The sequence below is a fragment of the Amycolatopsis sp. Poz14 genome, assembly GCF_006704225.1.
Taxonomy (GTDB): Bacteria; Actinomycetota; Actinomycetes; order Mycobacteriales; family Pseudonocardiaceae; genus Amycolatopsis; species Amycolatopsis nivea.
In genome coordinates this window covers 5,343,110-5,356,265 of the sequence record NZ_JACLHD010000001.1, presented here as the reverse complement: position 1 = coordinate 5,356,265, position 13,156 = coordinate 5,343,110, and the positions used below count along the sequence as shown (strand labels likewise).

Here is a 13,156-nt window from a genome sequence, read left to right as displayed (position 1 = left end):
AGTCACCCATGGAAGCCCGATGTAAACCGACCAACGTTTCCCGCCGCCGATTCCTCACGACCGCGCTCGCCGGCACCGCGCTCGCCGGCACCGCACCCCTGCTGGCCGCCTGCGGCTCCACCGTCGCCGCGGCAGTGCCCTCCGGACCGCCGAAACGAGGCGGCACCCTCCGCGTCGGAGTCACCGGCGGAGGCGCGTCGGACACCCTCGACCCGCACATCCCCGCCACGAACCCGGACATCGCCCGGGTGCTCAACCTCTACGAACCGCTCCTGCTGCGCGATCACGACTACCGGCTCCAGATGCTGGTCGCCGAATCGCTGAAGCCCTCGCCGGACGCGCGCACCTGGACCGCCGTGCTGCGGTCGGGCATCCGCTTCCACGACGGCCGCCCGGTGACCCCGGCCGACGTCGTCGCGACCTTCCGCCGGATCACCGACCCGAAGGACCCGAAGAGCGGCGCGGCCGGGCTGACCATGCTCGGCGAGGTCGCCGCCACCGGCGACCGGACCGTCGAATTCCGCCTCACGTCCCCGAATTCCGGCTTCGACGACCTGCTCGGGCAGTACAGCCTCGGCATCGTCCCGGCCGATTTCGACGTCAAACGCCCGATCGGCACCGGCCCGTTCAAGGCCGACACCTTCACCGCCGGGCTGCAGAGCACCTTCGTGCGCAACGAGCACTACTGGCGGCCGGGCCAGCCGTACCTGGACCGGCTCTCGCTCATCAACTTCGCCGACGACGACGCCCGGATCAACGCGCTCCTCTCGTCCCAGGTGGACGCGATCGACCAGGTCCCGGTCGCGCTCGTGGACGTGCTCCGCAGCGATCCGCGGATCCAGGTGCTGCGCTCGGAAACCGGGACCTGGCTGCCGTTCACCATGCGCGTCGACCGGCCGCCGTTCGACGACGTCCGGGTGCGCCAGGCGCTGCGCCTGGTGGTCGACCGCGAGCAGATGATCAACCAGGTGCTCAGCGGGCAGGGCCGGGTCGGCAACGACCTGTACGCGCCCTTCGACCCGGCGTACAACCGGCAGCTGCCGCAGCGGAAGCAGAACATCGCCGAGGCGAAACGGCTGCTCGCGGAGGCGGGCAAGCCGAATCTCGACATCGAACTGGTCACCGCGCCGATCCAGGCCGGTGCGGTCGAGGCCGCGCAGGTGTTCCAGCAGCAGGCCAAGGCGGCCGGCGTGAACGTGCGGATCCGGAAGCTCGACACCACCACGTTCTACGGCGAGAACTACCTGTCCTGGGATTTCGCGCAGGACTTCTGGTACACGCGCAACTACCTGCCGCAAGTCGCGTCCGGCGCGCTGCCGAAAGCGCCGTACAACGAAACCCATTGGAACGACCCGGAATTCACCGATCTCGTCACGCGGGCGAGTGCCACGGTGGACCCGAAGGCACGCACGGAGCTGCTGCACCGGGCGCAGCAGATCGAGTACGAACGCGGCGGGCTGATCGTCTGGGGGTTCGTCGACCAGGTCGACGCCTACCAGTCCTATGTGGCCGGATTCGTGCCGGACCGGACCGGGATCTCGCTGTCGGGCTACCAGTTCCGCCAGGTCTGGCTCGGCACGGCGGAAGGAGGCGCGGCATGACCCGGCTGATCCTCAAACGGCTGCTCGTGAGCCTCGTGGTGCTGTGGCTGGTCACCCTGCTGGTGTTCGTCGCGACGCTGCTGCTCCCGGGCGATCCGGCGCGGGCCATCCTCGGCCAGCAGGCGACTCCGGAGCGGATCGCCGCGCTGCAGCACCAGCTGCACCTCGACGAACCGGTCTGGCAGCGCTATCTCTCGTGGCTGGGCGGCCTGTTCACCGGCGACCTCGGCACGTCGACCTCGACCCAGGGCCCGGTCACGACGCTGCTGGCGGACCGGGTGTCGGCCTCGCTCGTGCTGCTCGTGCTCGCCGCCGTGATCGCCACCCCGCTCGGGCTCGCGTTCGGCACCTGGACCGCGATGCGCCGCGGCCGCGCCAGCGACCAGGTCGTGTCCGGCATCAGCCTGGTGATCGCCGCGCTGCCGGAGTTCGTGATCGGCGTGGCGCTCATCGTCCTCTTCGCGACAACGGTGTTCCGCGTCCTGCCTTCCGTCACCCTCACGCCACCAGGCGAAGCGGTCTGGGCACAACCGAGTCAGCTCGTGTTGCCGGTGCTCACGCTCGTGCTCGTCGTGACGCCGTACATCACGCGGATGATGCGCGCGACGATGAGCGAGGTCCTCGATTCCGGTTACGTGGAAATGGCGCGGCTCAAGGGAATGCGCGAGCGGACGGTGCTGCTGCGGCACGCCCTGCCGCACGCGGTCGGGCCCGTCGCGCAGGTCGTCGCGATCCAGCTGGCGTGGCTGGCCGGCGGCGTAGTGGTGGTCGAATTCCTGTTCCGCTACCCCGGGATCGGCCAGGCGCTGATCGACGCGGTCGGCAAGCGCGACGTCGCCGTCGTCCAGGCGGTGACGCTGTTGATCGCGGCGGTCTACATCGTGGTGAACCTGCTGGCCGACGTGATCGGCATCCTCGCCGATCCCAAGCTCCGGACGGAGGCAGTGCGATGACCGCGGTCGAAGAAGAACAGGTGGTGCCCGCCGTCCCGGAGACGCCGCCGCGCGCGGCCGGGCTGATCCGCACCGCTTGGGCGTTCCCGCAGGCCAAGGTCGGCACCGTACTGGCCGGAGTCGTCATTCTGGTGGCGCTGCTCGGACCGTGGCTCGGCCCGGTCATCACCGGGCACACCACCACGGACTTCGCCGGAAAGCCGTTCAAGCCGGACGGCCTCATGGGCACCGACGGCCTCGGCCGCGACGTCCTCACCCGCTTCCTGGCGGGCGGCACCACCCTGCTGCTGTACGCGGTCCTCGCCACGGCGCTCGGCATCGTGCTCGGCGCGCTGCTCGGCATGATCGCCGGGTACGGCGGCGGCTGGCTGGACAGCCTGCTGATGCGCGGCAACGACGTGCTGCTGTCGTTCCCGCAGCTGGTCATCGCGCTGCTGGCGATCGCGGTGATCGGCCCGAAGGGCTGGCTGCTCGTGCTGGTCATCGGGTTGACGCACGCGCCGCGGACCGCGCGGGTCGCCCGGCAGGCCACGGTTTCGGTGCGCAACCACGACTACATCCGCGCGGCCGAGATGTACGCCGTGCCGCGCAGCCGGATCCTGCTGCGCGAAATCCTGCCGAACATCACCGGCCCGCTCATGGTGGAGCTGGGGCTGCGGCTGACGTATTCGATCGGGTACATCGCCTCGCTGTCGTTCCTCGGACTCGGCATCCAGCCGCCCGCCGCGGACTGGGGCCTGATGATCAACGAGAACCGGATCGCGCTCGTCGTGCAGCCGTGGGGCGTGCTGCTCCCGGTCGCCGCGATCGCGGTGCTGGCCGTCGGCACGAACCTCGTCGCCGACTCGCTCGCCTCGGCCGCGGCCGGGCGGACCCGGGAGGCACGAGCATGACGACCGCTCTGGAGGTGACCGGACTGGCCGTGCGCACGACGGCGGGCCGCCCGGTGCTGCATTCGGTGTCCTACGAGATCGCGCCCGGCGAGGTCCTCGCGCTCGTCGGGGAATCCGGCTCCGGCAAGACGACCGCCGGATTGGCCGCGCTCGGCCATTTCCGCCGCGGGCTGACGGCCGGCGGCGGCCAGGTGCTGCTGCACCCGCGCGACGGCGAACCGGTCGACGTCCTGACGCTCGACGACGCCGCGCGCCGCCAGTTGCGGGGCAGCGCGGTCGCGTACATCCCGCAGGACCCGGCGCTGTCGCTCAACCCGGCGCTGCGCGTCGGCCGGCAGATCGCCGAGGTGCTGGAAACGCACGGCTACTCCGGGTCCGTCGACGAGCGCGTGGCCGAGGTGCTCGCCGAGGTCGGGTTGCCGTCCGACGAGGCCTACCAGCGGCGATACCCGCATCAGCTGTCCGGCGGGCAGCAGCAGCGGGTCGGCATCGCGATGGCGTTCGCGTGCCGCCCGAGCGTCGTGGTGCTGGACGAGCCCACCACCGGCCTGGATGTGAAGACGCAGGCGCTGGTGCTGGAAACGGTCCGGCAGCTGACGTCCGAGCACGGTGTCGCGGCGCTCTACATCACGCACGACCTCGCCGTCGTGGCGCAGCTCGCGGACCGCGTTGCCGTGATGTACCAAGGAGATCTGGTCGAATGCGGCGTCGCTGACGACGTGTTGCGGCGGCCGAAGCACGCGTACACGAAGCGGCTTCTCGCTGCGGTGCCCGACCTCGATGCGGAGCCCGCCACCGCTCCCCCGCCGGACGACGCGGTGCTGGCCGCGCGCGACATCCGGGTGTCCTACGGGCAGCAGAAGGTATTGCGCGGCATCGACCTCGCCGTGACGCGCGGGGAAAGCGTAATGCTGCTCGGCGAGTCCGGTTCCGGGAAAACCACGCTGTCGCAGTGCATCGCCGGGCTCAATCGCGGTTTCACCGGCACCGTCGCGCTCGAAGGCACTCCGCTGGCTCCGGCGGCCCGGCAGCGCAGCACTGACGAACTGCGGCGGATCCAGTACGTCTTCCAGAGCCCGTTCTCATCGCTGAACCCGCGCAAGACGATCGCGCAGTCGATCGAGGTTCCGTTGGTGCGCTTGACGTCTCTCTCCCGCACCGAGCGCCGGAAACGCGTCGCCGAGACGCTGGACCGGGTCCGCCTGCGGCAAGACCTCGCGAACCGGTTGCCGGACCAGCTCAGCGGCGGCGAACGACAGCGCGCGGCGATCGCCCGCGCGCTGGTGACCACGCCGGACGTCCTGGTGTGCGACGAGGTCACCTCCGCGCTGGACGTCTCCGTGCAGGCCACCATCGTCGAACTGCTCGGCGAACTGCGCCGGGAACTCGGCATGGCGATGCTGTTCGTGACGCACAACATCGCCCTGGCCCCGGAGGTGGCGGACCGGATCGCGGTCCTGCGCGGCGGCGAGATCGTCGAGGAAGGCACTGTCGAGACGGTGCTGAACTCGCCGTCGCACGAGTACACCAGCGAACTTCTCGCTACGACGCCGAGGCTGTGAGGAGCCGAATGACTGTCAACGGTGCGGTAAAACCCGGTTACGAGGGCGTGCGGGAAGCGTTCGGCGACCTCATCGAGGCCACCACTGGCGGAGCCGCGTTCAGCGTGTTCCGCGACGGCGCACCGGTGGTGGAACTGTGGGGCGGCTCGGCCGCGGACGGCGTGCCGTGGACCGAGGACACCCGCGCCGTGTTGTTCAGCGGCACCAAGGGCGTGGTCGCGACCATCCTGGCGATGCTGACCGCGCAGGGGAAGCTCGACCCGGACGAACGCGTCGCCCGCTACTGGCCGGAGTTCGCCGCGGCAGGCAAGGAGGACGTGCCGGTCTCGCAGGTCCTCTCGCACACCGTCGGCCTGCCCTACGTCGAGCCGGACCTGCCGATGCTGGACAACGCGGCGAACGCCGAGGCCCTCGCCGCCCAGCGTCCATTGTGGGCTCCCGGGACGAAGGTCGCGTACCACGCGCTCACCTACGGCTACCTCGCCACCGAACTGGCCCGGCGCGTCACCGGAGCGGACCTGGGTGTCCTCATCCGCGACCTCCTCGCCGAGCCGCACGGCCTCGACCTGCGGCTCGGCACCCCGCCGACCGTCCCGGTCGCCACACTGCGGCGCGCGCCCGGGTACCGGATCAGCACCTTCCTCCAGGACGAGGAACGCCGCCGGATCGTCGAACGGATGTACCGCGGACTGCTCGATTCGGGCGACTCGATGAACTCGCCGGAGTACCGCGGCGCGACGCTGGCGGCGGGCGGCGCGGTCGGCACCGCGACCGCGATGGCCCGCCTCTACGACCTGCTGCGTTCGGGCGGACTCGTCCCCGCCGACGTCCTCGCCCGGGCCACCCGCACCTGGTCCGAGGGCATCGACGCGATCAACGACCGCCCGCTGCGCTTCGGCCTCGGCTTCGAACTGGCCGACCCGATCGGCACCTACGGCCCCGCCGACGCCGACCCCGCCGCTTTCGGCCACTCCGGGGCCGGCGGCGGCCGCCACGGCGCGTGGCCGGCCCGGGGTTTGTCGTTCTCGTTCGTGACGAACGAACTCCAGGCCGAGGACGTCGACCACCGGGCGTCGTCGCTTCTGGCGGCGCTGCACGAGGCCGCCTGACCTACCGTGGGGAGATGCGGATCGTCTCCCTGCTGCCCGCCGCCACCGACCTCGTCGCCACGCTCGGCAAGGCGGGCGACCTCGTCGGCCGCACCCACGAATGCGACTGGCCCGCCGAGGTCGCGTCGGTGCCGGTGGTGACCGCCGCGGACCTCGATTCCGACACGCTGACCAGCCGCGAAATCTCCACCGCCGTCGGCGCGTCCCACCAGGGTTCGTCGCTCTACTCGGTCGACGTCAGCCAGTTGGCCGCCCTCGCACCCGACGTCGTGCTCACGCAAGACCTGTGCGAGGTCTGCGCGGTGTCCTACACCCGCGTCGCCGCGGCGGTGCGGATGCTCGATGCCGGACCGCGCGTGCTCAGCCTGGAACCGCGCACCCTGGAGGAGGTCCTCGACTGCTTGACCACCCTCGGCGACGCGCTGGCCGTCCCGGATGTCGCCGCCGCCCGGGTCGCCGAACTCCGCTCACGACTAGCGACTGTCCGCCGCCGGGTCGCTGGACTTCCCCGGCCGCGCGTGGTCGCGCTGGAATGGCTCGACCCGCTCTGGCCAGCCGGACATTGGGTGCCCGAACAAATCTCCGCCGCCGGCGGGAACCCACTGCTCGCGGAACCGGGCGAGCACACGAAACCGATGCCGTGGGACGCCGTGGTCGCCGCCCGTCCGGACGTCCTGCTCGTCCTCCCCTGCGGCTTCTCCCCGGACCGGACCGAGTCGGAGTTGGACGTCCTCACCTCGCTGCCCGGCTGGACCGACCTGCCCGCGGTCCGGAACGACCGGGTCTGGCTCCTCGACGGCCCGTCCTATTTCAACCGCCCCGGCCCTCGAGTGGTGCGCGGAGCAGAGATCCTCGCGACGGTTCTGCACGACATTCCCGCCGATCCCCCGGTCAGCCGTGCGGAAGCCCGGCGGACCTGACTCAGCCGCTCGAAAAAATCCCCCGACCGGGAAGCCGCGGACCCACTTTCGCGTTGTCTCTCAAGCAGAACCGGCACGGAATGGGGTGGGTCGCTTGAGCTCTCCCGAACGGCACGCGGCGGACTACCCGGCACCCCGCCTCGCCGTCGATCTCCCGATCGCAGCCCTCCTCATCGCCTCCCTCGCGCATTGGATCCGCGGCGCCCCCGCCGACGGCGTGATCTTCTTCGCCGCCGCGATCCTGCTGCTCTTCACCGAACGCCACACCACCCCCGCCGATGCCCTGCTCCCCGCCACCCGCCTGCCCGGCGCCTCGCTGATCGTCGCCGCTGCCCTCGTCGCGCTGGCCTTCGGCCGCCACACCGTGCCGATGTTCCTGGCCGTCACCGCGATCGGCGTCGGCGCTCTCGTCGTGGAGTGGCGGGACCCCTCGCTCCCCGCGCAACCGGTCCCGCGCCGCGGCTGGCTGTGGGTCGCGCTGGCGATCTCCTGGTGTCTCTGGGAGCTCGTTTCCTTCATCTACGAGCAAGCGGCGGGAGGGCTCTCCCTCACGCATCCCACGATGAGCGACCTCGTCGACCCGATGCTCGACAACCGCGTCGTCCAGGCGCTCGCGATCGGCGTCTGGGTCGCCGCCGGGCTGGCGATGCTGCGCGCCGCCGCCACCGCGAGGAGGGCGGCATGAGCAGCAGGCTGATCACCGAAATCGGCTTCGGCGCGATCGTGGCCGCCGCCCTGCTGCTGTGGCTGGGCAGCCACCTGTTCCCGAAGAAAATCCCGCCGCTGACCCGCGTCCTCTCCGCGCTGATGCGCAAGCGGTCCACCCGGATCGCGCTCGTGCTGGCGTGGTGGTGGGTCGGCTGGCACTTCTTCGTCCAGAGCTGACCCCCACCCTCGGCGTAATCATCGATTATTTCTGCTATGGTCGATGATATGAACGAACGTCTCGAGGTCTCCCGGCTCGTCCCCGCCCCCGCCAGCGCCGTCTTCGCAGTCCTCACCGATCCGCAGGGCCACGTCGACATCGACGCGTCCGGAATGCTCATGGACGCCGAGGGCGAACCAGTCACCCAGGCCGGCGACCGGTTCGTCGTCCACATGGACCGGGAAGCGCTCGGCGACCGTCCGCTGGGCAAGTACGACGTCGAGGTCGTCATCACGAAACTGGTCCCGGACCAGGAGATCGCCTGGACCGTCGAAGGCAGCCTGCGCCCGCACGTCCGGCACATCTACGGCTACCGGCTGGAACCCGCCGAGGACGGCACCCGCGTCACGTCCTACTACGACTGGTCCGAACTCAGCGAGGAGTGGAAGGAGCGCCTGACCTTCCCGGTCGTCCCCGAATCCGCTCTGAAGGCGACCCTCGGCATCCTGGAGCGCACCGTCCGCCGCCGAGCCGCCTAGCGGTACCGGAACGCGGTCGGCTTGCCCTGCTCCGCCAGATACTGCTCGAAGGTGACCACGCCGTCCGCGTGCTCCGGCGCCAGGTTCGCGCCGTCCGAGTAACCCCGGGCGACCCGCCCCGGCGCCGGCACCGAAACGAGCCGTTTGTCCTTCCCGGACGCGGCGAGCAGGGCACGCGCCAGATCGGCCGTCGTCCGCACCTCCGGTCCGCCGAAGTCCGCGACCCGCCCCCGTGGTTCGCCCTGCGCCAATTCCAGGAGCCGGGCCGCGACGTCGCGCACGTCGACGGGCTGGAAGCGGAACTTCGGCACCGGCACCACCGGCAGCCGCGCGGCGCCGGCGAGGATCGTCCGCACCAGCGAGTGGAACTGCGTCGCCCGGAGGATCGTGTGCGGCATCCCGGAACCCGCGATCAGCTTCTCGGCGGCCAGTTTCGCCTGGTAGTAGCCGAGCGGGATCTGGTCGACGCCGACGATCGAGACGTACACCAGATGCGGCGTCTGCCCGCTCCACCGCGCGGCTTCGACGAGCATGCGGACTGTCTCGACTTCCCGGCGGTAGTCCGTCGCGCAATGAATCACCGTGCCGACCCCAGCGACCGCGACGTCGATCCCCCGCCCGGTGCGCAGGTCGCCGGCCGTCCACTGGACCCCTTCGCCGGACCGCCTCCGCCGGCTCAACGCCCGCACCGGAACCTCCGCGGCCCGGAGCCGTTCCACGACCACCCGGCCCAGTTGTCCGCTTCCGCCGGTGACGAGGATCTGCTCGGCCACGTGGTTCCTCCCGCTGCCGCACCGCCCGGGCTCAGCCGGCTTACGCCCGCCATCCTGGCACGCCTCACGGCACCCGGGTCAAAACCTCGAACGCCACCGCACCGTCGGCTCATCCGCAGCATGCCGTGATCAGCCCCGACGTCGCCTCATTCCCCCGAGCTCAGCCGACTCTCACCCGCCAACCAGACACGCCTCACGCCACCCGGGTCAAAACCTCGAACGCCACCGCACCGTCGGCTCATCCGCCGCGTCCCGCCGCGGCGCGTCCTTCCGCAACAACACCGACAACCGCCCGTACGCCGTGATCAGCTCCGACGTCGCCTCATTCCCCCGCCCGGCCCGGGCATGCTCGAACCCCTGCCGCAACGCGGCCAGCGCGCCCGGTTCCGCCGTCGCGAGCAGGCCAGCCGCCTCGGAAACCGTCTCGGCGAGCCCGTCGAGCATGGCGTTCGTTTCCGGCCGTCCGGGCGCGACAGTGAGCACCGGCGACAGCACCCGCAGCTGGTGGTGCAGCCGGTACAGCACGGCAAGCGGATCGTTCTGCTCAGCACCGTCCATCGTGCTCTCCTCCGCTCCGTCCCCGGGGAGACGAGGCGGAGGCTCCCCCATGACGCCAGGCGCCCGATTGACTTCGCTCAGGAGTCCTCTGCCTCCAACCCGTCCCGGTCGGCCCACTCCAGCAACGGCTCGAGCGAGTACGCCACGTCGTCGATCCCCGCGTGCAGGTCGCCGAGTTCGGCGAACCGCGCGGGCACGGTCGCGATCGTGCAGTCGTGCGGGTCGACGTCGTCGACCTCGTCCCAGCGGATCGGCGTCGACACCAGCGCCTCGGGCACCCCGCGCACCGAATAGGCGCTGGCGATCGTGTGGTCCCGGGCGTTCTGGTTGTAGTCCACGAACAGCTTCTTCGGGTCGCGGTCCTTGCGCCACCAGGTGGTGGTGACCTCGTCCGGCGCCCGCCGCTCGACCTCGCGCGCGAACGCCAGCGCGGCCCGGCGGACGTCGGCGAACCCCCAGCGCGGTTCGATCCGCACGTAGATGTGCATCCCGCTGCCGCCGGACGTCTTCGGCCAGCCGCGGATGTCCAGTTCGTCGAGGATCTCCTCGGCGACGTGCGCGACCCGGCGGACCGTGTCGAATCCGCAGTCCGGCATCGGGTCGAGGTCGATCCGCCATTCGTCGGGCCGCTCGGTGTCCGCGCGCCGGGAATTCCAGGGATGGAACTCCACAGTGGACATCTGCACCGCCCACGCGACGTGCGCCAGCTCGGTCACGCACAGCTCGTCGGCGTGCCGGTGGTACCGCGGGAACTGCACCCGCACTGTCTCCAGCCACGGCGGCGCACCGTTCGGCACCCGCTTCTGGTGCACCTTCTCGCCGGCCACGCCGGACGGGAACCGATGCAGCATGCACGGCCGTTCCCGCAGCGCGCGCACGATCCCGTCGCCGACCGACAGGTAGTAGCGGACGAGATCGAGCTTCGTCTCGCCGCGCGCCGGGAAGTAGACCCGGTCCGGGTTGGACACCCGGACCGTCCGGTCCCCCACCTCGAGCTCGACGGCCTCGCCCTTAGCCATGCCACCGACCGTATCCGGAAACGGCCCGGCGCGTCAGCGGCCGAACGGCACGAGGGTGAAACGCCTGCCCGCCGCGGCACCGGCCGCTCGCCGCCGGATCGGTCAATTCGGCAACGCAGCCAGCACGGAGCGATCCAGTTTGTACACCGTGACCGTGCCCGACCGGAACGCCACCGAGAGGCCGGGAAGGCCGTCCAGGTTCTGCAGTCCCGGAGCCAGCTCGAACGTCGGCGCGGTGTACCAGCTGTTCGGCGAACCGGGTCCCGCGCCCATGGTCGGCGCTTTGCTGTCCACGTACACGTAGCCGATGTTCAGCGACAACACGGTTTTCCGGATGTTCGGGTCGGTCGGATAGTCGCGGAACGAGCGCAGCAGCTCGTACGTCACCGGCTCGAGGGCCGAGCCGAGCGTGACCACGTTGACCACCGGCACCCGGTCCTCGACGTAGGCGTAGGTCGAGCCGTCGTTGGCGCTGTTCATCAGCCGTTCGCCGGGCTTGATGTGCTCCTCGACGAACTTCGCCGCCCGCTTGTCGTCGTCGTTGACCCGGGTGAACTCCGGCTTCGCGTAGCGGCTGGCGATCACCTCGGCGTTGCGGTGTTCGTAGGGCACCGCGGCGTAGACGACATATCCGGCCATCATGACCGCGAGCAACGCGGCGGAAACCGGACCGGCGAACCGGCGGACGCGACTGAACACCGCCGCGTTCTTCGGCATCCCCGCCAAGCGAATGATTCCGACCGCCACGAATACGACCGCGATAGCCGCCAGCACCGGAATGAACAGGGAAATGTGCGACTGAATGCGCACATACGATTTGTAGAACGGCGATCCGACCATCGAGCCGATGCCCGACCACGGGTGCACCTTGAAATCGACGACGATCGCCAGCCAGGCCAGCCACATCGCGGCGACACCCCACGCGCGGCGGAGCACCACGACGACCAGCACCCCGACCAGCGCGAGCACACCCGCGCTGAGCTGCGAGAAGATGCCGTGCGGATCGAAATAGCCGCCGTAGGTGAGCTTGAGGTTGGTCGACAATGCGTCGCCGAACCGGCCCGGCGGGATGTCCGGCGACCAGGTCCCGGTGCGTGTGGCCTGGCTCGCCGAGCCCAGCAGCGTGGTCGCCGAGGCGAGCGCGGCCACCAGCCCCGCCGCCAGCAGCACCGGCCACTGCCCGCGCAGGATTTCCCGGCCCCGCTTCGTGAACGCCTCGACGATCCAGAACACCACGACGCTGAGACCGACGGTGGCGGCCACGCTCGGGTGGACCGAGAACACCCCGGCCACCCCGAGGCCCAGCACGAACGCCCGCAGCCAGCGCGAGCCCGGTCCCCATCCGCGGAGCCCGCCCACCGAGATCAGCGCCGCGATCACGCCGGGAGCCATGCTCATCGCGGCCGCGTTCGGCGCGATCCCGCCGTCGTGCAGCAGCTGCACGCCCGGCCGGTACAGCCCGGCCGCGACCAGCGCCGCGACCCCGCCGGCGAGGGCGGTCCAGCCCGATCCGGCGCGCAGCCTGCGGAACACCGCGGCCGCGAGCGCCGCCGAGCCGAGCACGAACACCGGCCCGGTGATCAGGGCGTTCATCACGTTGAAGCCGGTGATCGGCCCGCCGGTCAGCTGGCCCGAGAGCGCCGCGGGCAGCGGCAGCCCGGACGGGTAGAACGACACCGGCTGCCCGGTGAGCACGTCGATCGGCAGGAGGTCCCACGGCGCGGCCCGGCCGGTGTCGCTGATGTAGGCCACCAGCACCATGTGGATGATCGTGTCGTGTTCCTGCGGGTACGTGTCCCAGGAGCCGAGGCCGCCGTGCCATTGCTGCAGGGCGAGCGCGACGGCGCCCAGCACCAGCACCGCGGCGCCGAGCTTGGCCGCCAGCAGCCACCGGCCGGTCAGCGCGGGCAGCAGCGAGGTGTCCGGCTCCTCGACCGGCGCGGGCTCGGTGCGGCCGCGGCGCAGCCACGCGATGCCGAAGACGATCGCGGACAGCAGCAGGGTCACCGCGAGCGCGAGCGGAATCCCGAAGGACAGCCCGGGAATGCCGGACGCCAGCCCGGCCAGGCCGTAGACGCCGACGCTGACCGGCGCGGTCAGCGCGGCGAGCCACAGTTTGTCCCGGACGCCGGCGGCGAGTTGCACCAGAAGCCCCGGCACGGCGAGAACGGCCAGCCCCGCCAGCGGGTACAAAAGCAGACTCACGGCGAAGACCACCCAATCTCGTGAAGAACTCGTTGGATTCCACTGGGAACTGCATCTGTACTGAAGACTGGGGCCGCCGGTCGCGCATCGAAGACGGAACTTCCGATATGCCTTCGATTTCGACGTGCTGCCTTCCCGCCGCCGCCGAGAATACGACAC

Annotated in this window: 13 protein-coding genes; 9 read left to right on the top strand and 4 right to left on the bottom strand. The window is 70.8% G+C overall.

Going from position 1 to position 13,156, the window contains the following annotated elements; translation table 11 throughout:
• Nucleotides 1–8: 8 nt before the first annotated feature.
• From FKO37_RS25410 to FKO37_RS25370, 9 genes are all read left to right on the top strand, one after another.
• Entirely contained in the window at nucleotides 9–1,601 is a 1,593-nt protein-coding gene (locus FKO37_RS25410) for an ABC transporter substrate-binding protein (protein ID WP_238606010.1), read from the top strand.
• Nucleotides 1,598–2,554, top strand: a complete 957-nt coding sequence (locus tag FKO37_RS25405; RefSeq protein ID WP_037805897.1) for an ABC transporter permease — start codon at nucleotides 1,598–1,600, stop codon at nucleotides 2,552–2,554. Before FKO37_RS25410 ends, FKO37_RS25405 begins: the two co-directional genes overlap by 4 nt.
• The gene (locus FKO37_RS25400; protein WP_134661523.1) at nucleotides 2,551–3,447 is read left to right on the top strand and encodes an ABC transporter permease; all 897 of its coding nucleotides are present in this window, start codon (nucleotides 2,551–2,553) and stop codon (nucleotides 3,445–3,447) included. Before FKO37_RS25405 ends, FKO37_RS25400 begins: the two co-directional genes overlap by 4 nt.
• Nucleotides 3,444–5,009: an ABC transporter ATP-binding protein gene (locus FKO37_RS25395; protein WP_238606009.1), complete on the top strand. Its 1,566-nt coding sequence runs from the start codon at nucleotides 3,444–3,446 to the stop codon at nucleotides 5,007–5,009. The genes FKO37_RS25400 and FKO37_RS25395 overlap by 4 nt, the downstream gene beginning before the upstream one ends.
• Before the next feature lie 8 nt (nucleotides 5,010–5,017).
• Nucleotides 5,018–6,118 carry a serine hydrolase gene (locus tag FKO37_RS25390; protein ID WP_238606008.1) on the top strand — a complete coding sequence of 367 codons (1,101 nt, stop codon included), beginning with the start codon at nucleotides 5,018–5,020 and terminating at the stop codon, nucleotides 6,116–6,118.
• A gap of 14 nt (nucleotides 6,119–6,132) precedes the next feature.
• Nucleotides 6,133–7,038, top strand: coding sequence for a cobalamin-binding protein (locus FKO37_RS25385; protein WP_238606007.1), 906 nt, complete (start codon nucleotides 6,133–6,135; stop codon nucleotides 7,036–7,038).
• 94 nt (nucleotides 7,039–7,132) lie between these two features.
• Complete coding sequence (locus FKO37_RS25380; protein WP_238606006.1) at nucleotides 7,133–7,723, top strand: hypothetical protein; 591 nt, start codon at nucleotides 7,133–7,135, stop codon at nucleotides 7,721–7,723.
• A complete protein-coding gene (locus FKO37_RS25375; protein ID WP_043837062.1) occupies nucleotides 7,720–7,923 on the top strand; it encodes a DUF6186 family protein in 204 nt (67 codons plus the stop codon). Before FKO37_RS25380 ends, FKO37_RS25375 begins: the two co-directional genes overlap by 4 nt.
• Before the next feature lie 48 nt (nucleotides 7,924–7,971).
• Nucleotides 7,972–8,442 (top strand): SRPBCC family protein, encoded by a 471-nt coding sequence (locus FKO37_RS25370; protein ID WP_238606005.1) that lies wholly within the window; start codon nucleotides 7,972–7,974, stop codon nucleotides 8,440–8,442.
• On the opposite strand, the gene FKO37_RS25365 is transcribed toward FKO37_RS25370, so the two are convergent.
• The 4 genes from FKO37_RS25365 to FKO37_RS25350 all read right to left on the bottom strand — a co-directional run bounded on the left by FKO37_RS25365 (nucleotide 8,439) and on the right by FKO37_RS25350 (nucleotide 12,997).
• Nucleotides 8,439–9,215 (bottom strand): SDR family oxidoreductase, encoded by a 777-nt coding sequence (locus FKO37_RS25365; RefSeq protein ID WP_238606004.1) that lies wholly within the window; start codon nucleotides 9,213–9,215, stop codon nucleotides 8,439–8,441. The two genes, FKO37_RS25370 and FKO37_RS25365, sit on opposite strands and share 4 nt — an antisense overlap.
• Before the next feature lie 207 nt (nucleotides 9,216–9,422).
• Nucleotides 9,423–9,773: a hypothetical protein gene (locus FKO37_RS25360; protein ID WP_238606003.1), complete on the bottom strand. Its 351-nt coding sequence runs from the start codon at nucleotides 9,771–9,773 to the stop codon at nucleotides 9,423–9,425.
• Between the two features lie 77 nt (nucleotides 9,774–9,850).
• Nucleotides 9,851–10,792 carry a non-homologous end-joining DNA ligase gene (gene ligD / locus FKO37_RS25355; RefSeq protein ID WP_238606002.1) on the bottom strand — a complete coding sequence of 314 codons (942 nt, stop codon included), beginning with the start codon at nucleotides 10,790–10,792 and terminating at the stop codon, nucleotides 9,851–9,853.
• A 102-nt stretch (nucleotides 10,793–10,894) separates the two neighbouring features.
• Nucleotides 10,895–12,997 carry a DUF6541 family protein gene (locus FKO37_RS25350; RefSeq protein ID WP_238606001.1) on the bottom strand — a complete coding sequence of 701 codons (2,103 nt, stop codon included), beginning with the start codon at nucleotides 12,995–12,997 and terminating at the stop codon, nucleotides 10,895–10,897.
• Between the last annotated feature and the right edge of the window lie 159 nt (nucleotides 12,998–13,156).

Excerpts from the sequence above, each read along its gene's own strand:
- FKO37_RS25410 (WP_238606010.1), top strand. The coding sequence starts at position 9 with ATGGAAGCCCGATGTAAACCGACCAACGTTTCCCGCCGCCGATTCCTC.
- FKO37_RS25405 (WP_037805897.1), top strand. The coding sequence starts at position 1,598 with ATGACCCGGCTGATCCTCAAACGGCTGCTCGTGAGCCTCGTGGTGCTG.
- FKO37_RS25400 (WP_134661523.1), top strand. The coding sequence starts at position 2,551 with ATGACCGCGGTCGAAGAAGAACAGGTGGTGCCCGCCGTCCCGGAGACG.
- FKO37_RS25395 (WP_238606009.1), top strand. The coding sequence starts at position 3,444 with ATGACGACCGCTCTGGAGGTGACCGGACTGGCCGTGCGCACGACGGCG.
- FKO37_RS25390 (WP_238606008.1), top strand. The coding sequence starts at position 5,018 with ATGACTGTCAACGGTGCGGTAAAACCCGGTTACGAGGGCGTGCGGGAA.
- FKO37_RS25385 (WP_238606007.1), top strand. The coding sequence starts at position 6,133 with ATGCGGATCGTCTCCCTGCTGCCCGCCGCCACCGACCTCGTCGCCACG.
- FKO37_RS25375 (WP_043837062.1), top strand. The coding sequence starts at position 7,720 with ATGAGCAGCAGGCTGATCACCGAAATCGGCTTCGGCGCGATCGTGGCC.
- FKO37_RS25370 (WP_238606005.1), top strand. The coding sequence starts at position 7,972 with ATGAACGAACGTCTCGAGGTCTCCCGGCTCGTCCCCGCCCCCGCCAGC.
- FKO37_RS25360 (WP_238606003.1), bottom strand. The coding sequence starts at position 9,773 with ATGGACGGTGCTGAGCAGAACGATCCGCTTGCCGTGCTGTACCGGCTG.
- ligD (WP_238606002.1), bottom strand. The coding sequence starts at position 10,792 with ATGGCTAAGGGCGAGGCCGTCGAGCTCGAGGTGGGGGACCGGACGGTC.